This is a genomic window from Polaribacter sp. NJDZ03, from assembly GCF_019263805.1.
In the GTDB taxonomy this organism is placed as follows: domain Bacteria; phylum Bacteroidota; class Bacteroidia; order Flavobacteriales; family Flavobacteriaceae; genus Polaribacter.
The window spans coordinates 2527392-2550298 of record NZ_CP079195.1 but is presented as its reverse complement, the minus strand read 5'-3'; the positions used below and the strand labels follow the sequence as shown (position 1 = coordinate 2550298).

21 protein-coding genes are annotated in these 22907 nt (G+C 27.3%); 9 read left to right on the top strand and 12 right to left on the bottom strand.

The features are described 5' to 3' along the window. Positions 1–2: 2 nt before the first annotated feature. Complete coding sequence (locus KV700_RS10745) at positions 3–3395, bottom strand: DUF4175 family protein (protein ID WP_218597887.1); 3393 nt, start codon at positions 3393–3395, stop codon at positions 3–5. Positions 3396–3505: 110 nt separating this feature from the next. On the opposite strand from KV700_RS10745, the gene KV700_RS10740 reads away from it, so the two are divergent. The 6 genes from KV700_RS10740 to KV700_RS10715 all read left to right on the top strand — a co-directional run bounded on the left by KV700_RS10740 (position 3506) and on the right by KV700_RS10715 (position 9264). Continuing rightward, a complete protein-coding gene (locus KV700_RS10740) occupies positions 3506–4345 on the top strand; it encodes a hypothetical protein (RefSeq protein ID WP_166386090.1) in 840 nt (279 codons plus the stop codon). 254 nt (positions 4346–4599) lie between these two features. Continuing rightward, positions 4600–6120: a glutamate--tRNA ligase gene (gene gltX, locus KV700_RS10735; RefSeq protein WP_218597886.1), complete on the top strand. Its 1521-nt coding sequence runs from the start codon at positions 4600–4602 to the stop codon at positions 6118–6120. A 2-nt stretch (positions 6121–6122) separates the two neighbouring features. After that, positions 6123–6662 (top strand): hypothetical protein, encoded by a 540-nt coding sequence (locus KV700_RS10730; RefSeq protein WP_166386087.1) that lies wholly within the window; start codon positions 6123–6125, stop codon positions 6660–6662. Between the two features lie 161 nt (positions 6663–6823). Further along, entirely contained in the window at positions 6824–7753 is a 930-nt protein-coding gene (locus KV700_RS10725) for an SPFH domain-containing protein (RefSeq protein WP_205860424.1), read from the top strand. Between the two features lie 68 nt (positions 7754–7821). Further along, on the top strand, positions 7822–8139 hold the full coding sequence (locus KV700_RS10720) for a heavy metal-binding domain-containing protein (protein WP_218597885.1): 318 nt from the start codon (positions 7822–7824) through the stop codon (positions 8137–8139). A 249-nt stretch (positions 8140–8388) separates the two neighbouring features. Next, positions 8389–9264, top strand: coding sequence for a LytTR family DNA-binding domain-containing protein (locus KV700_RS10715; protein ID WP_218597884.1), 876 nt, complete (start codon positions 8389–8391; stop codon positions 9262–9264). 200 nt (positions 9265–9464) lie between these two features. Here the strand turns inward: KV700_RS10715 and tatA are convergent, their stop codons facing one another. The 3 genes from tatA to rnr all read right to left on the bottom strand — a co-directional run bounded on the left by tatA (position 9465) and on the right by rnr (position 12780). Beyond that, entirely contained in the window at positions 9465–9653 is a 189-nt protein-coding gene (tatA, locus tag KV700_RS10710) for a twin-arginine translocase TatA/TatE family subunit (protein WP_068447859.1), read from the bottom strand. Positions 9654–9709: 56 nt separating this feature from the next. Then, a complete protein-coding gene (locus tag KV700_RS10705; RefSeq protein WP_218597883.1) occupies positions 9710–10399 on the bottom strand; it encodes a head GIN domain-containing protein in 690 nt (229 codons plus the stop codon). A 155-nt stretch (positions 10400–10554) separates the two neighbouring features. Further along, entirely contained in the window at positions 10555–12780 is a 2226-nt protein-coding gene (gene rnr, locus KV700_RS10700) for a ribonuclease R (protein ID WP_166386080.1), read from the bottom strand. A 115-nt stretch (positions 12781–12895) separates the two neighbouring features. Between rnr and KV700_RS10695 the strand changes: the two genes are divergently transcribed. The 3 genes from KV700_RS10695 (at position 12896) to KV700_RS10685 (ending at position 15524) form a co-directional block, all read left to right on the top strand. Further along, a complete protein-coding gene (locus tag KV700_RS10695; RefSeq protein WP_218597882.1) occupies positions 12896–13801 on the top strand; it encodes a diacylglycerol kinase family protein in 906 nt (301 codons plus the stop codon). Positions 13802–14543: 742 nt separating this feature from the next. Beyond that, positions 14544–14978 (top strand): ribose 5-phosphate isomerase B, encoded by a 435-nt coding sequence (rpiB, locus tag KV700_RS10690; protein WP_218597881.1) that lies wholly within the window; start codon positions 14544–14546, stop codon positions 14976–14978. Between the two features lie 99 nt (positions 14979–15077). Then, positions 15078–15524, top strand: coding sequence for a GNAT family N-acetyltransferase (locus tag KV700_RS10685; protein ID WP_218597880.1), 447 nt, complete (start codon positions 15078–15080; stop codon positions 15522–15524). On the opposite strand, the gene KV700_RS10680 is transcribed toward KV700_RS10685, so the two are convergent. The 8 genes from KV700_RS10680 to dinD all read right to left on the bottom strand — a co-directional run bounded on the left by KV700_RS10680 (position 15521) and on the right by dinD (position 22849). Further along, complete coding sequence (locus KV700_RS10680; protein WP_218597879.1) at positions 15521–18073, bottom strand: carboxypeptidase-like regulatory domain-containing protein; 2553 nt, start codon at positions 18071–18073, stop codon at positions 15521–15523. The genes KV700_RS10685 and KV700_RS10680 overlap by 4 nt on opposite strands. Next, positions 18036–18953: a FecR family protein gene (locus KV700_RS10675; RefSeq protein ID WP_218597878.1), complete on the bottom strand. Its 918-nt coding sequence runs from the start codon at positions 18951–18953 to the stop codon at positions 18036–18038. The genes KV700_RS10680 and KV700_RS10675 overlap by 38 nt, the downstream gene beginning before the upstream one ends. A 60-nt stretch (positions 18954–19013) precedes the next feature. Further along, complete coding sequence (locus tag KV700_RS10670) at positions 19014–19523, bottom strand: RNA polymerase sigma factor (RefSeq protein ID WP_218597877.1); 510 nt, start codon at positions 19521–19523, stop codon at positions 19014–19016. Between the two features lie 275 nt (positions 19524–19798). Then, positions 19799–20365 (bottom strand): pseudouridine synthase, encoded by a 567-nt coding sequence (locus KV700_RS10665; RefSeq protein ID WP_302849996.1) that lies wholly within the window; start codon positions 20363–20365, stop codon positions 19799–19801. 4 nt (positions 20366–20369) lie between these two features. Next, positions 20370–21167: an alpha/beta hydrolase gene (locus tag KV700_RS10660; protein WP_218597876.1), complete on the bottom strand. Its 798-nt coding sequence runs from the start codon at positions 21165–21167 to the stop codon at positions 20370–20372. Positions 21168–21210: 43 nt separating this feature from the next. Then, the gene (locus KV700_RS10655; RefSeq protein WP_218597875.1) at positions 21211–22008 is read right to left on the bottom strand and encodes an aldose 1-epimerase; all 798 of its coding nucleotides are present in this window, start codon (positions 22006–22008) and stop codon (positions 21211–21213) included. Between the two features lie 27 nt (positions 22009–22035). Continuing rightward, complete coding sequence (locus KV700_RS17395) at positions 22036–22311, bottom strand: hypothetical protein (RefSeq protein ID WP_368384757.1); 276 nt, start codon at positions 22309–22311, stop codon at positions 22036–22038. After that, positions 22301–22849 carry a DNA damage-inducible protein D gene (dinD, locus tag KV700_RS10650; RefSeq protein WP_368384756.1) on the bottom strand — a complete coding sequence of 183 codons (549 nt, stop codon included), beginning with the start codon at positions 22847–22849 and terminating at the stop codon, positions 22301–22303. The genes KV700_RS17395 and dinD overlap by 11 nt, the downstream gene beginning before the upstream one ends. Between the last annotated feature and the right edge of the window lie 58 nt (positions 22850–22907).

Here is a 22907-nt window from a genome sequence, read left to right as displayed (position 1 = left end):
AATTAATCCTTATTTGAGTCAGAAAAATATGCTCTAACTTTGTTTTTATAATTCTGCTGCAAAGGTAATGATTGTCTGTTTAATATCTCTGTTTGATTGTAAAACTGCTTTTTAAATTCTAAAGCCTTTATATTTATCTTTTCAAATTCTTTTAAATTAGAATTAGACTTTCTTTTTTTATCTTCTCCCTGTTCTAAAGCAGCTTTATCTAACTTTAATAATTCATAATTTAATTGCTGCATTTTTTGAAGTGTTTCAGCGTTAAAACCTTTTTCTAAAATTTCATTTTCCAAGTCTTCCATCTTTTTTAAAGCTTTATTTGCTTCTGAATTTTTACCATTTCCAGCTTCCTCAGACATATTAATTTGTCCTTGTAATTCTTGTCTTAATAAACTTTGTTGCTTATAAATCTCATAAATTTCTCCGTTCAAATCATTATTAGAACCACCTTTTCCATTCTCGCCTTTCTCTCCATTCGTTCCCTGTTTGTCTACTTTACCTTTTTGTCCATTACCATCTGGTTTATCGATTTCTCCTGGTTTCTCTCCTTTTTTTCCTTCTTTGCCTTCAGCTTTATTATCACTAGGTTTATTACCCTTTTTCAATCCTTGTTGCATTTTTTCAGACAACTCTCCTTGCTTCTTGATAAGGTCTGGAAGACTAAAACCATCACCTTTTTTTTTCTTTCCTTTGCCCATTTTCATAGACATAGAATTCTTCATACTACTTAACATGTTACTTAAATAATCTGCTAAACTATTTACAGAAGTCATAACGTATCGTTGATTAGAAACTCCATATGAAAAAAGATTTTCAGAAAAATTATATAAAGATTGGTCTAAGTTATAATGCGTTGTAGATAAATCATCTTTAATAATTGCTGAAATTTTAGGCAACCTCATAGACAACACATACAGACTATCATCTATGTGTTCGAAATACGTTTTTAAAACATTCTGACTTTTTAAAGCTTTTCCAAAATCTGGATGTGATGTGGAAATTTGATCAAACTTATGCATTAAAGATTCTTGTTTAAAAGAAAAAATAACAAGGTTTTCTAAAATTTTACGCAAGTCATCTATGTTTTCTTCCATAGATTCTCCCTCCATTTCCAACATTTCTTTTTGCATTTTAGCACTCATTTCTTTCATCTTTTTTGATGAATTTTTTTGACTCTTTTTTGCATCAGAATTATTTTCTTTAGATAAATTTTCTTCAGATTTTTTTAATTCAGTATCAATAGCTTCTTTATCATCTTCCACATCCGGAAGCTCCATAGCTTCTTTTAATTTCTCATTATCCTTATTAAGTTCTTCTAAATCTTTTTTTATCGCTTCAAATTCTTTTTTTATTTCTCTCTGATTATCTAAATTATAATCTTTTTCTTGAGATAGCACTTCTTGTTTTTTAGATAATACTTCAACCTTATTAGCAATTTGCATTGTTTTCTGCTCAACATAAAAACGTTTTGTCAATTCTAAAATACGTTCTAAGCTTCTTTCTTGTTGTTTATTTTGTTGCGATAATTCTTTGGCTTTTTTTAACAAATCTTCTTTGTTAAGTTTTTTACCCATTTTCTCAATTTCATCTAACAATTTTTGTTGCTTATCTATTTTTTTAAGTTCTTCGATGCGTTTTTTTAGTTCTTCTTTTTTTGTTTGAAGATCTTCATTTACTTCTTTTTTTTCATCTAAATTTTCATGTAACTTTTCAGTTTGACGTTGCATCATTTTATTATAATTGTTCTGACGCGCTACAAATTTTTCAATCTTCTTTTTATCATTCCAATTAATTTGCTTCTTACTTTGTAAATCTTGCTGAACTTTTTCTAATGCTTTCTGTTGCTTTTGTTGTTTCTGAATGGAGTTCTCAATATTATTAATTGTATTTCTTTGTTCTTGTAACAACTCCTCCTCTACCTCATCAGTAGTTTTTTGTCGATAATTAAAAACTTTGGTCTTTGTTTTTTTACTTCCATTTACAGCGTCATTATCAAATACCTCAAAATATAATTCATAATTAATTCCTGCTTCTAAATTTAAACCATCTGGAAACTGATAAAAAAAAGTTTGAATATTTTCTTTTGTTATTGATAACTCAAATTTATTTTGACTTTGTGGATGCCCTTCATTATAATAAACAAGCTGTAATTTTTTAATTCCGTAATCATCGGAAATCTGACCAGCAAACTGTGCCGCTCCACGTGAAATACTATCTATATTAGATTGCACAGAAATCAATGGAAATTCATCTTTTATAACATCCACCGAAAACTGTAAATTTTCAAAATCTTTTAAATCTTTATTAGATGATGAAATTTGATAATTTAACGGATTATGAATTCTTTTAGAATATGTAAAAATATTATCTGAATCTGTATCAAAAAAAACACTTTTTTTATTGTTGATAAATGCCACAGAATCTGTTTGATTAGTAGTAACATTCCAAGTAATAGTAGTACCTTCGGGAACTATTACATTCCCAGAATTTTTGATCTTTTCATTTTTCTTACCCAAATATCTAGGATACTTAACATCTAAAGAAATAGCATTTATAGTAGGTGTTTTTATCACTTCTATTTTATAATCTTGAGATTGAACTCCGTTTGCTTCAATAAAAAAATCAATTGGTTGTTGAACATCAGAAAAAGTATACGTAAAAGTTCCGTTACCATTATTTTCTAAAAAATATTGCTGATTTTCAAAGTGGATCAGTGACTCCATTGGTAGCACTTTTCCGAGGGTCTCAACCAAAATAGAAATAGACTTTCCTTGTATCACTTTTAAATCGTTATTTTTAATCAAAAACAAAAATGGAGCAGGCGGATTATAAGCTGTTTTATAATTTACAACGCGCTCTAAACTTTCTGATAATTTATCATTAATACCTGTAAATAAGGTAATTAAAAAAATAATAACAGGAACTATCGCATATTTTAGATACTTTTTATTTTTGGTAAAATCTACTGCTTTTACAAACGGAATGGGTTGTAATTCAGTTTCTTTTTGTTGAATACTTGCTAACAATAAATCTGAATTATTATTGTTTTTTTTCAATTGTAAAACATTCAATAATTTATCCTGAACCTCAGGAAAATGAGCACCAATTATTTTGGAAGATTGTTCATAAGTAATTCCTTTTCTAAGACCAAATAATTTAAAAATTGGCACAAAAATAAATCGAATAAGTAAAAAAAATTCCACTATTAAGAAAACCCAAAATAAAATAGTTCTTGCCGTTGGTTTTAACCACAAAAAAAATTCTATAAATACCGTGAAAAAAAAGTACAGAAATCCTAAAGAAAGAAATAATATGCTTCCTTTTATCAATTCACTCGTGTAGTATTTACGTGTAAATTGATGTAACTTCTCTTCTATGTTCTTAAATTCTGCCATAATTAACTATTAAAAATACTATTTTTACATAGATAAGCAACCAAATAACTGTTAAAACGATTTTTACAAGTAATTAATAATAAGTACAACTAAAGTTAAAATTAACTAAAATGAAAAAAATAACAAAACTTCTATTTTTATTAGTAAGTATTTCTGCATTTTCTCAAGGACCTTGGACACAGGAAAAAGGAAAATTTTATACACAAGTATCCTTTTCTACGATACCAAGTTATAATGAATTGTTTGGCGATCCTGATTATACTATTAATGGAGAACTAACAGATAATACCCTTCAACTTTATGGTGAATATGGTATTTCTAATAAAACTACTTTACTCGTAAATGTGCCTTATAAAATCATTAAACACAAAGAGTTAGTAAATCCTTGTTTAATTGGTCCTTGTCCAGAACATACAAATAATAAAACTGCTTTAGGAAATATAGAAATTGGTGTAAAACATAATTTCTATAAAAAAGATTGGTTACTTTCAGGTCAGTTTTCTGTAGAATCGAATACAGGTTCGTATGATGAAAATTCTGGTTTAAGAACAGGTTATGATGCATTTACGTTCACTCCCCTATTCTTAGCTGGTAAAAGTTTTAATAAATCTTATGTACAAACATTTATAGGAACCAAAATTAGAACCAATAATTACAGTTCTAATTTTAAAATTGGTGGAGAATATGGTGGCAAAATTTATAAAAATATTTGGTTGATAGGTTTTCTGGATATTGAAAAATCATTTGAAAACGGAGATATAGAAATACCAAATTCTAATAAAGCAACAGGTTTATATGTTAATGATCAAGAATATGGTGTTGTTGGTATAAAAGCAATTGGAGAATTTTCTGATAATTTTGGAATTACCGCAAGTTTACCCGCTGCTTTTTATGGAAACAATGTGGCCAAACAAGTTGCCTTAACAGTTGGTCTTTATAAAAAGTTTTAAAAAATTAACTCATATATCAAAATTAGTAAGCGTATCAGCCCCTTCAGGTTTTAAAAACGTGAAGGGGCTTTTCAATACAAAACTTTTATAACGAAAAAAGTAGTTAAAAAACACCTCTATTTTTTCTTTTCCTTAATTTCTATTCTCTCTTATAAAAACTATCTTTGCGCATTAAAAAAGCACCTTAAATTTTCTTTAAGTTGCAATATATAATGTCTTACTTGCTTTGGCAGGAATCAAAAAAAAACAAAAAAATGGAATCTAATGTTCGCGTTCGTTTTGCACCAAGTCCTACAGGACCTTTACATATTGGTGGTGTAAGAACGGCTTTATACAATTATTTATTTGCTAAAAAATATAACGGAACTTTTGTACTTCGTATAGAAGATACAGACCAAACGCGTTATGTGGCCAATGCAGAGCAATATATTATAGACGCTTTAGAATGGTGTAATATTCCTTTTGATGAAGGTCCGGGTAAGAACGAAAAATTTGGTCCATACAGACAATCAGAACGTAAAGCATTGTACAAAGAATATGCAGATAAACTAATTAAAACCGGTTGGGCATATTATTGTTTTGATTCTACTGAAGCGTTAGATTTAGAAAGAAAAGCACACGAAGCAGAAGGAAAAACCTTTATTTATAATTGGCATAATAGAGCTGGCGGAACATTAGTAAATTCTTTAGTTTTAACGGATGATGAAGTACAAGCTAAAATAAATGCTGGTGAGAATTATGTAATCCGTTTTAAAACTCCACAAGACGAGCTTTTAAGAATGGAAGATGAAATTCGTGGAAATATTAGAATTGATACCAATACTTTAGATGATAAAATTTTATTTAAAGGAGACGGAATGCCAACCTATCATTTAGCAAATATTGTTGATGATCATTTAATGGAAATTACACACGTAATTCGTGGTGAAGAATGGTTACCTTCTATGCCACTGCACGTTTTATTATACAAAGCTTTTGGTTGGGATGCTCCTAAATTTGCACATTTACCGTTAATTTTAAAACCGGTTGGTAAAGGTAAATTAAGCAAACGTGATGGTGATAAATTAGGTTTCCCAGTGTTTCCTTTAGAATATACCAATGAAGTTTCTGGTGATGTTTCTCGTGGATATAAAGAAGATGGTTATTTTTCTGATGCTTTTATTAACATGTTGGCTTTCTTAGGATGGAATCCTGGAACAGAACAAGAATTATTTAATTTAGAAGCATTAATTGAAGCTTTCGAATTGAAAAGAGTGAGTAAATCTGGCGCAAAATTTAATCCAGATAAAGCTAAATGGTTTAATCAACAATATATGCAGACAAAGTCTAATGACGAGTTGACTGATTTATACTTACCTATTCTAGCTGAAAAAGGAATTACAAAAGACAAAGAGTTTGTTTTAAAAGTTGTTTCATCTATAAAAGAAAGAGCCGTTTTTGTAAACGATTTTTGGGATTTATCAAACTTCTTTTTTGAAACGCCAACAGAATATGATGAAAAAGCTAGTAAGAAAAACTGGAAAGAAGGAACTGCTGAATTAATGCAAGAATTAAGTACTGTAATTACTTCTATTGACGACTTTTCATCAGAAAATACCGAAAAAATAGTTAAAGAATGGATTTCTGGCAAGGAAATTGGTTTTGGTAAAGTAATGCAACCTTTAAGACTCTCTTTGGTAGGTAAATTAGCAGGACCTCATTTATTTGATATCATAGCAATGATTGGTAAAGAAGAAACTGTAAAAAGGTTAGAAAACGCAATAGAAAAACTATAATTATGAAAAACTTAATCCTATTTATTATTCTATTTTGTGCTTTTACAACTCAAGCACAATATGGTAGTTATGGAAACAATAGTGGCAGACAAAGACAAATGCCACAAACAGAACAAAAAGCTCCAGATCCAGATTTTAATATAGAAAGATATGTTGGTATTGTTAATTATGATATAGAAAAAGCAGCTAAAAAATCTAGTATAAAGCTTACTTCTAAAGAAGGGCAAGAATTTTCTAAGGTATTAACAAAGTATAATAAGGATATTAAAGACATCACTAGAATTAATACCTTTGTACTAAGAAGTACCAAAGATATGGTAGATAATTTTCAGAAAGAGGTAATAAAAACAGGTGATCGTTCTACTCAGAAAAAGGTTATGACAACTATGGGAGAAAACCTAAAACCAATTTCTGAAATACTAAAGAAAGAAGATTCAATACTAGTTAAAAAAATGAAAGGTTTACTTTCTGCAAAAAAATATAAAAAGTGGATAAAGTATAACAAAAAAATATATAAATATTTTCCGAAAGAAGAAGAATAATTTATTAATTAAAACATATAAAAAATCCTGTAAAAAATACTTTTACAGGATTTTTTTTTTAATAAAACTGTAACATTTAAATAAAATTATGTCTTATAAATAACTACTGAAATACCCTATCTTTACATATAAACAAATTATTAACTTTTAAAAAACAAACTATGATACCAACTTCTATTATTATACCTATTGTTATAATTGCACTTATCTTATTTTCATCATTTTTTATGGTAAAGCAACAAACTGCTGCTATTATAGAACGTTTTGGAAAATTTCATAGCATTAAACAATCTGGACTTAAATTAAAGATTCCTTTTGTTGATAAAATTTCTGGAAAATTGAGTTTAAAAATTCAACAATTAGATGTTATTATTGAAACTAAAACTTTAGATGATGTTTTTGTAAAATTGAAAGTTTCTGTACAATATAAAGTAATCACAGAAAAAGTATATGACGCTTTTTATAAATTAGATTATCCACATGATCAAATAACTTCTTATGTTTTTGATGTAGTAAGAGCAGAAGTACCAAAAATGAAATTAGATGATGTTTTTGTTAAGAAAAATGACATTGCTATTGCTGTAAAAACAGAATTAAATGATGCAATGTTAGATTATGGTTTCGATATTATTAGAACTCTTGTTACCGATATTGACCCAGATGCTCAAGTAAAAATAGCAATGAACAGAATTAATGCTGCAGATAGAGAAAAAACAGCAGCACAATATGAAGGAGATGCACAACGTATTTTAATTGTAGAAAAAGCAAAAGCAGAAGCAGAAAGCAAACGTTTACAAGGACAAGGTATTGCAGACCAAAGACGTGAAATTGCACGTGGTTTAGAAGAATCTGTAGACGTTTTAAACAGAGTTGGTATAAATAGCCAAGAAGCATCTGCATTAATAGTTGTAACGCAACATTATGATACTTTACAATCTATTGGTAGTGAAACTAACAGTAATTTAATATTATTACCAAACTCACCACAAGCAGGTAGCCAAATGTTAAATGATATGGTTGCAAGTTTTACAGCAAGTAACCAAATTGGTGAAGCAATGAAAAATGCAAAACCTAAAAAATTAGATAAATAAATACAATTTAACTTCATCTTTTATTACCTTAATAAAGGATGAAGTAACCCTATAATAAATAATACGAAATGATAGTAACAACAACTCCTACAATAGAAAACAGACCTGTAACGCAATATTTAGGCATTGTAACAGGTGAAACTATTATTGGAGCTAATTTTATTAAAGATTTCTTTGCAGGTATTAGAGATATAGTTGGTGGACGTTCTGGTTCTTATGAAAAAGTTTTAAGAGAAGCTAAAGACACCGCTTTAAAAGAAATGGAAGAAATGGCAAACTCATTAGGTGCACAAGCCATTGTTGGTGTAGATTTAGATTATGAAACTGTAGGTAAAAATGGAGGAATGTTAATGGTTACAACCTCTGGAACCGCAGTAAAATTATAATAAATTATCCCTTTTTAATAATACTAAACTTAATAAAATTTTTATTAAGTTTTTTTTTGTTCTAAATTTGACTACATCTTGTTGTCATAAAAAAATTATCTAAAGTTAAAATATCACTTTTAATATTTAAAAATTAGTTTATCTTACTTATTAATATAGTTATCTTAACTTTTATGTGTTTTTTTTATCAAAAATAGATAGATTGTTTATTAAAATACTGTTTTAATTTTTTTTAAAATATAATTTTTTATGAAAAATATTATTAAATGGCTATCAAAACCATACTATTTTAATCCTTTATTAAAATTTAAGCTAAAAATAAGTTTTTTTCATGGTCTATTTGTATTCTTATTTTTATACATTTTTAAACCATTTTACCTTATACAAATAGAAGTAATTATTTTAGAATATACTTTAGGTATAGGTATAATTGCATTTTTAGGAACCTTTATCGTTTTATATATTCCTCCACTTATCTTTAAAAATTATTTTTATGAAGATAATTGGACTATTGGTAGAAACCTTCTATTAATGATATTAGGTGTAACTTTTATAGGAGTTGTTTTATGGTACTTTGGCGAAATGTATAAGGAATCTTATCACCTAAAGAAAATAGGGCTTTTTGAATTTCTTATTTATACTTTTTTAGTCAGTCTTATTCCACTAACTTTTTTTGTTTTTATAAATGAAAAAAAGATAAGAGAGAGAAGAGAAAAAAAGGTGTTTGAAATTAAAGAAATAAAAAGAAATAAAGAAATTAATGTTACTAAAAAACTAGCTAGTGAAATTTGTATTAATTCTGATAATGGGAGAGAAAATATTACTTTTTTAATAGATGATTTAGTTTATGTTACTTCTCAAGGAAACTATGCAAGTTTCTTTTTGTTACATGAAAATAATCTAAAAGAAAAAATATTAAGAGTTACGCTAACAAAAATAGCTAATGAATTAGAAGATTATTCTACCATTATTAGATGTCATAAAAGTTATATTGTAAATGTAAAATATATAACAGATATTTCTGGAAATGCGAGAGGTTATTTATTAGAATCAAAATTTATACCAATACTTATTCCAGTATCCAGGAGTTTTTCTAAACAATCTTTGCAAAGCTTGATACAATAATCCTTCCCATTTATCCCAAATACTCTAAAAATCTTCCTGTTTACAACAAAATTTTATTAATTTCAATTAAGATATATATATTTGTCTCCTGAAAAAGAATTAAAAATATTGGGGGATTTTTTTAATTCATAAACTAAAAAAAGCTCAACTTGTATTATACAAATTGAGCTTTTATTATGTTTAAAAAGAATAACTTACTATTATTTCTTCTCTTCTAATTTTTCTTCTGGTTCTTCTTTAGCAGCGTTTTTAAACTCTTTAATTCCACTTCCTAAACCTTTCATTAATTCTGGAATCTTCTTACCACCAAATAATAGTAAAACTACTACCACAATAATAATTAGTTGTGGACCACCAATGAACATAAAATTTGTTGCTAAACTATACATGTTTTCTTTAATTTAATAATACAAATATACAAAAAACTGAATAACAGTAACCTTTGTTAATTCCTTTTTTGAATAATTCCACCAATTACTTTTTTATCTTTAACAACCTCCGGATTTCCTTTGTAAAATATAGATCCTCCAAAGCTTACTTTTGCACTTAAAGTTTTGCCTGCTAAAATTTCTGCTTTTGCTCCTGTACCTGCAAAAACATTAGAATTACTTGTTATTTGCATGTCAAAACCATTATAAACACCATATAAATCTACATCTACTTCTTGGGTATCTGCAGTACCAGAAAGTTTTATTATTCCGCCAGAAGATGTTTTAACAGTTAAATATTTAACATCTGTTGTTAAATTAATAAAAGCTCTTTCTTGTGCGTTTACTTCTAATTTATCTTGATTTACATCTTTACCAGTTACTGTTGCACCCTCATTAGCATCTATAATAGCTATATTTTTATTATAATATAGTTTTACTAGTACTTGACCATCTGCGGCATTGTTTTCTGGTTTTAAAGAAAAAGGTAATGATATTTTTAAGATGTTATTTACATTCTTAATTTTTACCATCTCAGACTTTTCTCCAGTAATTTCTAATTTTTGCTCTGCAGATTTTATCAATTCTAACTCTATTCCATTAAAAACTTTTAATTCAGAATAATCTCCTAAATTTTTAGTTACAGTTGTTTGTGCTATTGTTATAGAACTTAACAGTATAGCACAGATATATATTACATTTTTCATTATTCAAAAGTTTTGATTACTATATTTAATTCAATAATTATACCACTATAAAGGCTTTTTACCTTTTTTATTGTCACAACAATAAAAAGATAAAAACCTAAAAGCATTAAAAATTAGTTAATGAATTTTTAAATCAATCATATATCATTTAAAAATTATGCTTCAATTAAAGCAAAATCTAAATGTTTTCTTTCTAAATCTGTATGCTTAACTCTAACTACAACTTCATCACCTAATTGGTAAATCTTTTTTGTAGCCTGACCTACAATAGCATACTGTTTTTCATCAAAAATATAATGATCACTTTTTATATCTTTAATTCTAACCATTCCTTCACATTTATTAGAAGCAATTTCTACATAAATTCCCCATTCTGTAACACCAGTAATTACGCCTTCGAATTCTTCATCTTTATGATCTTGCATGTATTTTACTTGCATGTACTTAATTGATGATCTTTCTGCTTTAGAGGCTAATTCTTCTCTGTTAGATGAATGTTTACACTTTTCTTCATACTTATCTGCTTTTGGGCTGTCTCCGCCATCTAAATAATGTTGTAGTAATCTATGTGTCATTACATCTGGATAACGTCTAATAGGCGACGTAAAATGGCTGTAATAATCAAAAGCTAATCCATAATGCCCAATATTCTGAGTTGTATAGACTGCTTTAGACATAGTTCTAATAGTTAAAGTTTCAATCATGTTAGATTCTGCTTTACCATGTACATCACTTAATAACTGATTTAAAGAATCTGAAGTTTCTTTTTTGGTATCTGTATTAATTTTATAACCAAATTTACGCACCATGTTTTGTAAAGAAGCTAATTTTTCTACATCTGGCTCATCGTGCACTCTGTAAATAAATGTTTTATTTGTTGCTTTTCCTTTAGAAAAACCAACAAATTCTGCCACTTTTCTGTTTGCTAACAACATAAATTCTTCAATTAATTTATTAGCATCTTTAGATTCTTTAAAGAAAACGCCTACTGGGTTTGCTTCTTCATCTAAATTGAACTTTACTTCTACTCTATCAAAAGAAATTGCGCCTTGTTTCATTCTTTTTTTACGAAGAATTTTAGCCAATTCATCTAATTTTAAAGTAGCCTCTACAATTTCTGGCGTTACTGTGTATTCTTTATCAATGATAGAAATATCTTCTGGCATTGTATATGGTTGAATATCATCAGATAATTTTACATTTTCTATAATAGATTGTGCTTCTTCATACGCAAAACGTTGGTCTGAATAAGTAACTGTTCTACCAAACCACTCGCCTACTATTTGTGCTTTTTCATTTAATTCAAACACTGCAGAAAACGTTAATTTTTCTTCATGTGGTCTTAAAGAACACACTCCGTTAGACAGCATTTCTGGTAACATTGGTACTACTCTATCTACTAAATACACAGAGGTTGCTCTTTTATAAGCTTCATCATCTAAAATAGTTTTTGGTTCTAAATAATGCGAAACATCTGCAATATGAATTCCTATTTCGTAATTACCATTTTCTAATTTTGTAAATGATAAGGCATCATCAAAATCTTTTGCATCTTTAGGATCTATCGTAAAAGTTAAATCTTTACGCATATCTCTACGCTTAGAAATTTCTTCTTTGGTAATTTCTATCGATAAATTTTCTGCTTCTTTTTCTACCTCTGGTTCAAACTCAAAAGGCAATCCATATTCTAATAAAATAGAATGCATTTCTGTGTTATGATCTCCTGGTTTACCAAGAACAGTTGTTATTTTACCAAACGGATTTTTAGAATTTTTAGGCCAATCTAACAAAGTAGCTTGTACTTTATCGCCATCTACTGCTCCATTCATTTTACTTTCAGAAACAAAAATATCTGCATACATTTTGTTATTATCTGGTACAACAAAACCAAAATTTTTGTTTTTATTCTTCTGTAAAACTCCTACAAATTCTGTTTTTGCACGTTCTATAATTTCTACAACATCTGCTTCATATTTCTTTCCGCTTCGTCTTTTATAAACATACGCTTTTACAGTATCATTATGTAAACCTTTACCTAAATTAATATTCGGGATAAAAATATCATCTTCATAATCATCTGTTACAAAATATCCATTTCCGGTAGAAGTTACATCTAAAGTACCAATAGAATATTTTTTATCAACATTTACTTGAAACTTGCCACGTTCTACTTCTTTTATTTCTTTTGTTGCAGCTAATTCTGCTAATTTCTTAATTATTTGGGTTTTCCCGTCTGTATCAGAAATCTTTAATTTTGCAGCAATTTGCTTATGATTATAAGATTTTTCGCTGTCTTGTTTTAATACTTTAAATATATTTCTGGTTAAGTCTTTTACAACATTCCCTTTCTTTTTATATATTTTATTTTTCTTTTTTGTCATTAATTCTTACTTCTTATTATATGATACTAAATTACAATTATTTACTGTGATTGGCTATTAAAAAATAGTTATCAATCTAAAATTGTAATTTGGCATTACTTTAATTATTATTTTTATGTCTACATCTTGGTTTATAATTGCAAATCCTATTTCTGGAAATCGGAATTTTTCTAAACAATGGAAGGAAATTCAACAATTATTAAACAATAAGAAAATAGACTTTTCTTTTGCTTTTACAAAATTTTCTAAACACGAAATTGAATTGGTAAATACCGCAATTCAGCAAGGCTTTAGAAATATTATTTCGATTGGTGGAGATGGAACACTACACAATGTAGTTAACGGAATAATGCTGCAAAGATACGCAAAAACTTCTAATATAACTATTGCTGTGATTCCACAGGGAACTGGCAACGATTGGATAAAGACATACAACATACCTAATAACGTTGAAAAAGCGATTGATATTATTTGTAAAAAGAATATAATTTTACAAGATATTGGTGTTTTAAAAACTAAAAATAAAACAACTTATTTTAATAATGTAGCAGGTTTAGGCTATGATGGTTACATTGTTAATAAACTAAAAACTTTAAAACATTTTGGGTCTTTGGCTTATATATTAAGTGGTATTGCCGGTTTACTCTTTTATAAAAAAACAGTGTTTAAAATTATTTTTGATGATAAAATACTAGAAACTAATTGTTTAATGACAGTTTTTGGTATTTGTAAATTTTCTGGTGGTGGTATGCAGTTTACAAAAGAAGTACATACTACAGATGGTTTATTAGATATTACTATTGCTAAAAACCTAACTATCTTTGATTTAATTTTAAATCTACCTAAATTATATTCTGGTAAAATTGTAGATCATAAAAAAATAGAAACTTATAAAACCAAAGAAATTAGGGTGGTTCCACAAACAGCAAAACCTTTTATTCAGGCTGATGGTGAGGTAATTGGAACAGGAGAAGTACATGTAAAAATTATTAAAAAGGCTATTAATTTTGTGGTGAATTAAAGAAAAATAAACCTTAAAATACTATATAGCTTATATTTTTAAACGAAATAAGAAGTTGAATAAAGCTACACTGTTTTAATTTTTTAAAGGTTAATCTAAATTTTAATTTTTAAAATATATTTTAATCTATAGAAAGAATAAATAATTTCATGAAAGCTAAATCAATTTCTTCTCTATTTTCTTTTTGCTTTCCTCCTATTTCATTTTTTCGTTTTCAACAGTTATAAACATTCTATATTATAATTATATTTTCTTTTTAAATTTAAAAAAAACAATAATGGTTATAATAGTGTGTGAATAGCTACTATAAAAAAAACACTTTTTATTATTATATTTCAGTTATTAAAAATCATTGACAAGTTATGAGTTACCTAAAAGCTTAAAAATCAATTTAAAATTAGAGTTGTTAACAATAGTTATAAACAGTAGTTAACCTAAAATTCTTAATAGTTAACAACCCAATTGATGTAAACAAATGGTTAATTTTATGTTGATAAACTTTTATCAAAAACTCATAAATAAAGTTGTGTATGTCATAGTACTCGCTGTATTGTAATTTTAATTTAATATACCAAATTTACTTGTAAAACTTTACTGATACTTCTTAACAATTACCTAACATAGCTAAAGAGTTAAAAATTAATAAGTTATTAAAAAAGGTGTTTTTTTGATTGTTTATAACTGTTGATAACCGTTACTTTCTGTATTTTTGCTACTACAACACAATTAAAATCAATTTATTATGACTATTGCTATTGGTAACGATCACGCAGGTACAGAATACAAATTCGAAATTATAAAACATTTAGAAGAAAAAGGGTATAAAGTTCTAAATTTTGGAACCGATACAAACGACTCTATGGATTATCCGGATGCCATTCATCCAACAGCAGAGGCTGTAGAAAGTGGTAAAGCAACATTAGGTGTTATTTTATGTGGAAGTGGAAACGGAGCACAAATGACAGCAAATAAACACCAAGGTATTAGAGCTGCTTTATGTTGGAATAATGAATTGGTTGCATTAACAAGACAACATAACAATGCAAATATTCTTACTATTCCTGCACGTTTTGTGTCTTTACAACAAGCTATTGGTTTTGTAGATATTTTTCTTACTACAGAATTTGAAGGTGGAAGACATGGAGACAGAGTTAATAAAATTTCTTGTGCTGGATAATTAGTAAAATATTCTTGATACAAAAATTATAAAAAATAAATAAAAGTCACTCAAACTTACTATTAGATTGAGTGATTTTTTCTTTTAAATTGATACAAAATGGACTTTTTAATAAAATCTTTTAATGAATTAAATACAACAGAACTGTATAATATACTTCAATTACGATCTGAAGTTTTTGTAGTAGAACAAGACTGTGTGTACCAAGATGTAGATTTTAAAGATCAAAAAGCACTACATGTTTTTGGTTTAAAAAATGATAAAATTATTGCATATACACGTATTTTTAAACCAGGAGATTATTTTAAAAATGCCAGTATTGGTAGGGTAGTAGTTGCTGCTAACGAACGTAAATACGGTTTTGGACACGATTTATTAAAAGCTTCAATTAAAGCCATTAAAGATGATTTTAAAGTGGATGAAATTACAATTTCTGCTCAAAAATATTTAAAGAAATTTTACGAGTCGCATCAATTTATTCAAGTAGGCGAGGAGTACTTAGAAGATGGTATTCCGCATATTAGAATGGATAAAAATGGTAACTAAAAATTGATTCTAAAACTTAAATTAGGAGTAAAAGGTAAAGAATAATTATCTACTCTTCTTACATTATTTTCACTAGTATTATCTACAAGATAATAAGAATTTATAATGTTTTGTTTGTCTGTAATATTGGTAAAACCAAGACGAATAGTAGATTTTAAGACTTCAGATAAATTAAAATTATAACTTGCAGAAAGATCTAATCTAAAAAAATTAGCTAATTTTTCTTGGTTAGGATTGTTATAATTAACAATTGTTCTATTTTCATTTTGTATGGTTTCATTTCCTACAACAGGTTTTGTATACGGTTTACCAGAACGCATAACCCCACCAAATGAAATTTTAAAAAATTGACTTAAATTATAGTTAAAAGCAGTACTTAAAGAGTGTGTAATATCTAAACTATTAGAAAATGTAGCCGGAGTAAAAATATTGAATGTATAATTGTTTTTGGCATAGCTATAACTTAGCCAAGTACTAATTTTTTTATTTTGTTTATTCACTAAAAATTCTATACCCTTTACATCATAATTTCCTATAGAATTAGCGGTTAGATTGTTATAAAAACCTTGATTTTCTGCAGTAATTCCATCTACTTTTTTGTAAAAACCAGTAATATCTATATAAAAATTTTCTTTAGAATATTCCAAACCAAAAGAGGCTTGTTTACTTTTTATAATAGGTGTATTATCATGATCAGAAAGTATCCATCTTTGTTTTTCAATTCCTAAAAAGTTATTTTCAAAATCTATTTTCTGAGCCGTAGTTTGGTTTTTATATTCACCTTCTAGTTTTAAAGATAATTCGGTATTTAATTGCTGACGAATATTAATTCTAGGTTCTACTAAAAATTTATCAAACTTTTCAAAGTAGTTTGCTCGCACTCCAAATCTGGTATATGTATTTTTTTTATGATACTCAATTTCTGAATAAAAAGCACTTTTTAACAATGTATGTTTGTCTGTATTGTTAAAAGATGGTGTATGTACGGTAAGGCTATTATTAACTTCTATTTTATTAAAAACCAACCCATTAGTTAATTTTAAAATATCAGAAAACTCATATTTAGTATGCAATTTTATTGCTGTTTCTAATACATTATTAAATTGTTTTTGGTATTGATCTACATCTCTATTATAATTTGAAGAGTTTATTTTATAATCTGAAAAGAAAATAGATAAATTAGTAGAAAATTTAGCATCCCAATTAGCATCCCAACTAATTTTAGCACCCAAATTTTCTTGTTTTAAAATGCTATTTTCTTCTATTTCAGTATTTTTTGAAGTGTATTGTTCTTTATAATCTAAATTGTTTTTTATGTGAATAAAATTTGTTCTAATTGCATGATTGTAACTAATATCATATAAAATTTTAAAAGAATAATCATAGAAATAAAAGTCTGAATATGTGTTATTTACAGTATTTTTTTTGGTAGTATTACCTTGAAAACTTCTAGTAAAATAATTTTTATAAGTTGGGGTGTTAATAACATCTGTAATAGATCTTCTGGCAGAAATGTGCAGTTCTAAATTATCTTTTATAGGTACTTGTAAAAAAGCATCTGCACTTAATAAATTAAAACCGCCGCCTCCAGAAAATTTATTAGTAATTTCATTAGAAGCTTCCATATTTATGGTAGAGGATACTCCGTCTGAAAAAGCACTAGTTGTTCCGTTTTTAATAACAGCTACTTTTTTAGTTAAATACGGATTATAAGCAGAAATAAGTCCAAAAAAATGACCTGAATGGTACATTTTAATACCATCCCAAAGCATTAAATTTTGGTCATTGCTACCACCTCTAACATTAATATTAGAAATACTTTCGTTGATGCTTTGTACACCTGGCAAAATTTTAATTGTTTTTAAAATATCTGGTTCTATTAAACCAGGTAAAATTCCTAATTTTTCTGTGTCTAAAACCGTACTTCCATCAGTATTTTTATGCAAACCGGCAGTTATAAACTTAGGCATTGTTACTTCGGATAATTCTTCTGTTTTTTCTTCTAAATAAATTTGTTTACAACTGGTAGAAAACAATTCTTTTACCGTAATATTTTTTGTTTTAAAACTGATAAAAGAAACAGTTAAAGTAGCATTTACAGGTATGTTTTTTAAATAAAAAATACCTTTATTGTTGGTTGTTGTTCCTAATTTATAACCATTTACTTTTACAGAAGCTAAATATAAAGGTTCTAAAGAGTTTGAGTTTAAAATAGTTCCGCATATAGAAATATACTTATTCAAAAAAGAAACAGTTACATATCTATTATCTAAAGTATTAAATAGTAAAAAGGTTTCTTTATTTAAAAAATTGATAAGGTTTTCTATTGAAATTCCTTTTTCTGGTTTTTGGATAAAAATATTTTTTACATCATTATCAGAATATGAAAATTTTATATCATAACTTTTTTCAAGTTCTAATAATAACGAAGAAAGCGCTGTTTTATCAGAAGAATTCTGAGTAAAAACAACACTTGTTATCAATAAAAAACAACAAATAAGAAGCCGTATTTTAATTACCATGGTTAAAGATAGTAATTTTTTTACCATCAATTTTATAAGATAATTGTAACGGAATTGTAACAGATTTTAGGGCAATATTTATATCTCTATGTGTAAAGCCACCAGAGTATAAAATATCTAAATCAATGTTTTTTGTTTCAATTGTATACCCAAACTGATTTTCTATTTCATCTAAAATAAAATGCAAAGCTGTACTTTTAAAATTAGACTCTTTTTGTAACCAAGATTTCTCATCTATATTAAAAGTATTGGTGGTATCTACAACTCCATTTACCACTTTAAAAATGGTTCCTTTAGGTAGTTTTATCAACTTATTTTTATAGCTAACACTTACCAAACCTTCATAGGTTTTTACTTCAAAATAATTAGCTCTTTCCTTTACATTAAACTGTGTACCAAGTACAGTAACATCTCCAATTTCTGTATTTACGGTAAACTTTTTTCCTTTTTGTACTTTAAAAAAAGCTTCTCCGTCTAAGGTTAAATTTCTGTTTTCTTGCCAATCTTCTTTAGCATAAGAAATTTCTGAATTTGCATTTAAAACTACCTCAGAATTATCTGGTAAATTAAAGTTCTTTGTTTCTGCAAATGCTGTTTTAAATTTATAATTATTAGTATTAAAAAGAATAAAATAAGAAGTTGTTAATAACACAACAATAGCTGCGGCATATTTGTAAATATTCTTATAATTAAAGGACACAATTTTTCCTTTTTTAGACGTATTTTTAGTTTTTAATTTTAGGTCTGCAAGAGATTTATGAATATCTACTTTAGGCGTTTCTATTTGAGATGAATAATGCGCTATTTTTTTTAAAGTATTAAAATTTTTAGTTTCTTTTAACTGCGTTAATTCTTCATCAGAAATTTCTCTGTTTAGCCATTTTAAGATGTCGTTTTCTTTTTCCATTTTCTTGGTATTCTATATATAGAACAACTAATCAGTAGTTTACCCTACCTTAAATTGGTGTTAAATTCTGTCTATTTTATTTCTTAACTTTTTTAATGCTGATGACATTCGTTTTTCTACTGCTTTTTGAGATATTTCTAACAATTCTGCTATTTCTCTGTATTTTTTTCCATCAATTCTATTCATTAAAAAAACTTCACGTTCTCCTTCTGTTAAACCTGCAATAGCATTTTGTAGTTTGTCTTTAAACTCTTCTTCTTCTAATAAATACTCTGGACTTTGGTTATTAACATCTAAATAAGGACTGCTTTTTGCATATTCAAAAACTACTTTTTGATGTTTTACTTTATTTAGAAAAAGATTGTTAATAACTGTAAATAAGTAAGACTTGGCTTTTGTAAAATCTATTTTAGAACACTGTTCCCAAACCTTTATAAATGCTTCTTGTGCTAAGTCTAAAGAGGTGTTTTTATCTCCAGATTTATAGTAAGCAAAATTACTTGCAGACTGTACATGAGAAGTATAAAACTCATTAAAATAGATTTCATCACAAAGAGATTTATCACTCATATAGAGGTTTTAAAAAAGAAAATAAAGTGTAAAAATAAAACAAAGTTGTTCTATTAAAAAATAAGTTTATAAAATCTATTTAGCTTTATCGTTTTAGAAGTAAAAATGACAAGTAAATGATTATTTATCGCCCTTTTTTGTCATTTTATAAATAAGATAACCAAAACCTACTACAAAGTGAAAAATAATTACAGCAGCTACTATATATAATGTGGTATTAGAATTGTTCATTACACAAAATTAGAAATATAAATATTCTTTTTTTCTGATAATTGTCACATAAAAGAATCCACTTCTTTTACGCCACTAATTTCTAAATTACCTAATTCTATTGTTCCAATTCTAACCCGAATTAAACGTAAAGTAGGCAAACCGACAGCAGCAGTCATTTTACGTACTTGTCTAAATTTTCCTTCTCTAATAATTATAGAAACCCAGCTTGTTGGTCCGTGTCTTTCATCTCTAATTTTCATGCTTCTCAGCGGAAATTTAGGATCATCAATAATAGAAGCTTTCCCTGGTTTTGTCATGTATTTTTTACCGTTAAAACCAATTTCTACACCATTTTTTAACTGTGCTATTTCTTTTTCGGTGATTACTCCATCTACTTGTACGTAATATTCTTTTTCGTATTTATTACTTCTAATTTCTGCGGATACTTTTCCATCCGTTGTTAATAAAAGTAATCCTTCCGACGGAACATCTAAACGACCAATTGCCATGGTTCCTGCTGGGAAATCATGTAAATCTCCTAAAAGTTTTTTCTTCCGCTTTGCGGGATTTACAAACTGAGAAATCATTCCCCAAGGTTTGTGAATTATAAAATGACGATGTTTTTCTATCAATTTATTCGTCTTTTAAAGAAGATAAAAACTCCTTAAAGGAAGCCCAATAGGTTTCATTACCTTCTGTAGTTTCCCAAAGTGCTCTAGTACCATGAATCCCTTTTACTTCTGGTATAAAATGTGTTAAATAACTAGCATTTACTTTATCAACCAACTTTTTAACACCCGCACTTTCACTTAAAGAAGAAGTAACAAAAACAGGTTTTTTATACGTACTTATGCTTTTATTGATGTTTATTCCTTTAAAATATTCACCAGGACTAAATGCTGCAACCGCTTTAATTTTAGCATTATGTACACCCATTAAAAGCGCCAAAGAAGAAGAATAAGAACTACCAACTAATATTATTTTTTGTCCGCCATTTTGGTTGTATATATAATCTACAGCAGCTTCAATATCTTGTTCTGCATCTAAATAAGAAATGCCTAAACCTTTTATATTAGCGGCTATTGCTGTCTGATTATCTATATTATTAACCGTGTTGCCAGAACGTTGATCTATTGCCATTACAGCATATCCTAATTTTGTTAATTCTATAGCAGTATCCTTATATTCTCCTCTACTATAACCTGCCTGATGACATAGTAAAATAGTGATAGGCGTTTCTTTACTTTTATAAATATCTGCAGTAATTGGCAAACTATCTTTAGATGGAAAAGTGATGGTTGTCTTTTCTAAATTGTTACTTGTTTTTTTTATGATTGTTTTATTTTCTAAGGCTATAGTTGGTGTATCTGTAGCCTGTTTTTTACAAGAAAAAAGTACTAATAAGCTAATAATTACGGTATATTTTATCATTTTTTTAAAGGTATTTTTTAAGTTTTATAACTTTATAAGTTATTTATAATATTTTAACAGCGACACCAAAACTATTTTTTCCTGTTGATAAACGCATGTTTTTTTCAGAAAATTTTTGATCTGTGTGCGAAGTATATTGTGTAATTGGCTCAATACAAAGCATATTATCAACCTCTGTCCACAACATAAAATTGTTAAAACCTTTTGTAGTAATTTCTAAATCGTTTCTATCAATATTTTTTAAAGTGATTTTATCAGCATTTAAAATAGGAAAAGCATTAGCACCCGCTTTATAAACATCGGCTAAAGTAATTTCTGTATCATTAGAAATTAAAGTTTCGTTACCAGTGTTAGATAGCATAAATGCCGGATGATAGCCCAACATAAATGGCATTCCTTCATCAGAATTAATGATAAATTCTATGTTTAAAACATCATTTTCTAGTGTAAAATTCTTTTCAAATGTAAAATCGAAAGGCCAAGAAAGGTTTTCTTCTGTAGATTTTACAGGAAATTTACTATTGTTAATAAGGGTATCCTTTTTATATTTTTTGATGAATTTAGCTGAGTTTTCATCCGAAGATACTAAAGAATATTCTAACTCACGCAACAAACCATGTTGATCTAAAATTGCATCTCCATTTTTGGTATGCACTCTAAAATTATTTTTAGAAGTTGGACCAATTACAGGAAACATTTCATCATCAGAATTACGCCAACCTTTGTTTCCTTTTTGATGAATATATTCTTTATCATCTTTTTTAAAACTGATAATTTCTCCTTTTTCTATGTTAACCTTAGATTTTTTATCATTAGAAATTAAGGATTGTATACTTTTCATATTAATTTAATTTTTCAGGATTTTTACCTATTTTTTTGATTCAGAATTTACCCTTCTTTCTAATTTTTTTATATCCTCTTCAGGTGGTAAATTTTCTGGTTTAATTCCTCTTTCAATTAGTATTTTTCTTACGGAACTATTGTTTGTTACGTGCTCTTTAGAAATACTATTTTCAGTCCTTAAATCTTTTTCTTTGGTATTAAAAACGGTTATTTCTGTTGCAAAATCTTTTGCTTTAATGGTAATAGTTGGTAAATAATCTGCTAAAGCTCTACTATTAGGAATCCCTAATTTAACTTTCATTTGTTGTGGTAGACAACCCAAATAATGCTTGATCTCCTTTACTTCTTATTAACCCAAAATTTTTGTCATTACCCGTTTTTTCATAAATTAATTCTGATAAATCTTTTTCTGACAATGTTAATTTTTGTCTTGCTTGTAATCTTTCCCAATCTTTAATTCTTTGTTCAATTAACTCAAATTTTCTAGTTTGCATTGCAAAATAATTTTGAGCGAAAGCAATGCTCTCTTTTCTAGGATCTCCATTCTGAGCAATTAAATAACAAGCATATCTTGTTAACATAATATCTTCAATTTCTCTTTCACTTCCAGAACCTAATTTTACCATTTTGTTGATGTCAACAAAATGGTCTGAAATAAGGTTGTTAGTAATTTCACAAGCTGTTTTAGATTTAAAAATTACTTTTTGAAAATTTCTCCATTCAGAATATCCTAAAAGTTGTTGTAAATCTCTTGCAAACCAAAACTCAATACCACTTTCAGTAGTTTGAGAGTGGTCTTCAAAATTTTTGGATAAGCTTTCTACGATTTCCTTTTTCATCTTTTTCAATTTTTTATAAAAATACAAAAAAAGATGAGTACAAAAAGAAACTCTTTTT

What these genes read in the sequence shown, in the direction of transcription:
- KV700_RS10745 (WP_218597887.1), bottom strand. Translation starts at nt 3,395, where the DNA reads ATGGCAGAATTTAAGAACATAGAAGAGAAGTTACATCAATTTACACGT.
- KV700_RS10740 (WP_166386090.1), top strand. Translation starts at nt 3,506, where the DNA reads ATGAAAAAAATAACAAAACTTCTATTTTTATTAGTAAGTATTTCTGCA.
- gltX (WP_218597886.1), top strand. Translation starts at nt 4,600, where the DNA reads ATGGAATCTAATGTTCGCGTTCGTTTTGCACCAAGTCCTACAGGACCT.
- KV700_RS10730 (WP_166386087.1), top strand. Translation starts at nt 6,123, where the DNA reads ATGAAAAACTTAATCCTATTTATTATTCTATTTTGTGCTTTTACAACT.
- KV700_RS10725 (WP_205860424.1), top strand. Translation starts at nt 6,824, where the DNA reads ATGATACCAACTTCTATTATTATACCTATTGTTATAATTGCACTTATC.
- KV700_RS10720 (WP_218597885.1), top strand. Translation starts at nt 7,822, where the DNA reads ATGATAGTAACAACAACTCCTACAATAGAAAACAGACCTGTAACGCAA.
- KV700_RS10715 (WP_218597884.1), top strand. Translation starts at nt 8,389, where the DNA reads ATGAAAAATATTATTAAATGGCTATCAAAACCATACTATTTTAATCCT.
- tatA (WP_068447859.1), bottom strand. Translation starts at nt 9,653, where the DNA reads ATGTATAGTTTAGCAACAAATTTTATGTTCATTGGTGGTCCACAACTA.
- KV700_RS10705 (WP_218597883.1), bottom strand. Translation starts at nt 10,399, where the DNA reads ATGAAAAATGTAATATATATCTGTGCTATACTGTTAAGTTCTATAACA.
- rnr (WP_166386080.1), bottom strand. Translation starts at nt 12,780, where the DNA reads ATGACAAAAAAGAAAAATAAAATATATAAAAAGAAAGGGAATGTTGTA.
- KV700_RS10695 (WP_218597882.1), top strand. Translation starts at nt 12,896, where the DNA reads ATGTCTACATCTTGGTTTATAATTGCAAATCCTATTTCTGGAAATCGG.
- rpiB (WP_218597881.1), top strand. Translation starts at nt 14,544, where the DNA reads ATGACTATTGCTATTGGTAACGATCACGCAGGTACAGAATACAAATTC.
- KV700_RS10685 (WP_218597880.1), top strand. Translation starts at nt 15,078, where the DNA reads ATGGACTTTTTAATAAAATCTTTTAATGAATTAAATACAACAGAACTG.
- KV700_RS10680 (WP_218597879.1), bottom strand. Translation starts at nt 18,073, where the DNA reads ATGGTAAAAAAATTACTATCTTTAACCATGGTAATTAAAATACGGCTT.
- KV700_RS10675 (WP_218597878.1), bottom strand. Translation starts at nt 18,953, where the DNA reads ATGGAAAAAGAAAACGACATCTTAAAATGGCTAAACAGAGAAATTTCT.
- KV700_RS10670 (WP_218597877.1), bottom strand. Translation starts at nt 19,523, where the DNA reads ATGAGTGATAAATCTCTTTGTGATGAAATCTATTTTAATGAGTTTTAT.
- KV700_RS10660 (WP_218597876.1), bottom strand. Translation starts at nt 21,167, where the DNA reads ATGATAAAATATACCGTAATTATTAGCTTATTAGTACTTTTTTCTTGT.
- KV700_RS10655 (WP_218597875.1), bottom strand. Translation starts at nt 22,008, where the DNA reads ATGAAAAGTATACAATCCTTAATTTCTAATGATAAAAAATCTAAGGTT.
- KV700_RS17395 (WP_368384757.1), bottom strand. Translation starts at nt 22,311, where the DNA reads ATGAAAGTTAAATTAGGGATTCCTAATAGTAGAGCTTTAGCAGATTAT.
- dinD (WP_368384756.1), bottom strand. Translation starts at nt 22,849, where the DNA reads ATGAAAAAGGAAATCGTAGAAAGCTTATCCAAAAATTTTGAAGACCAC.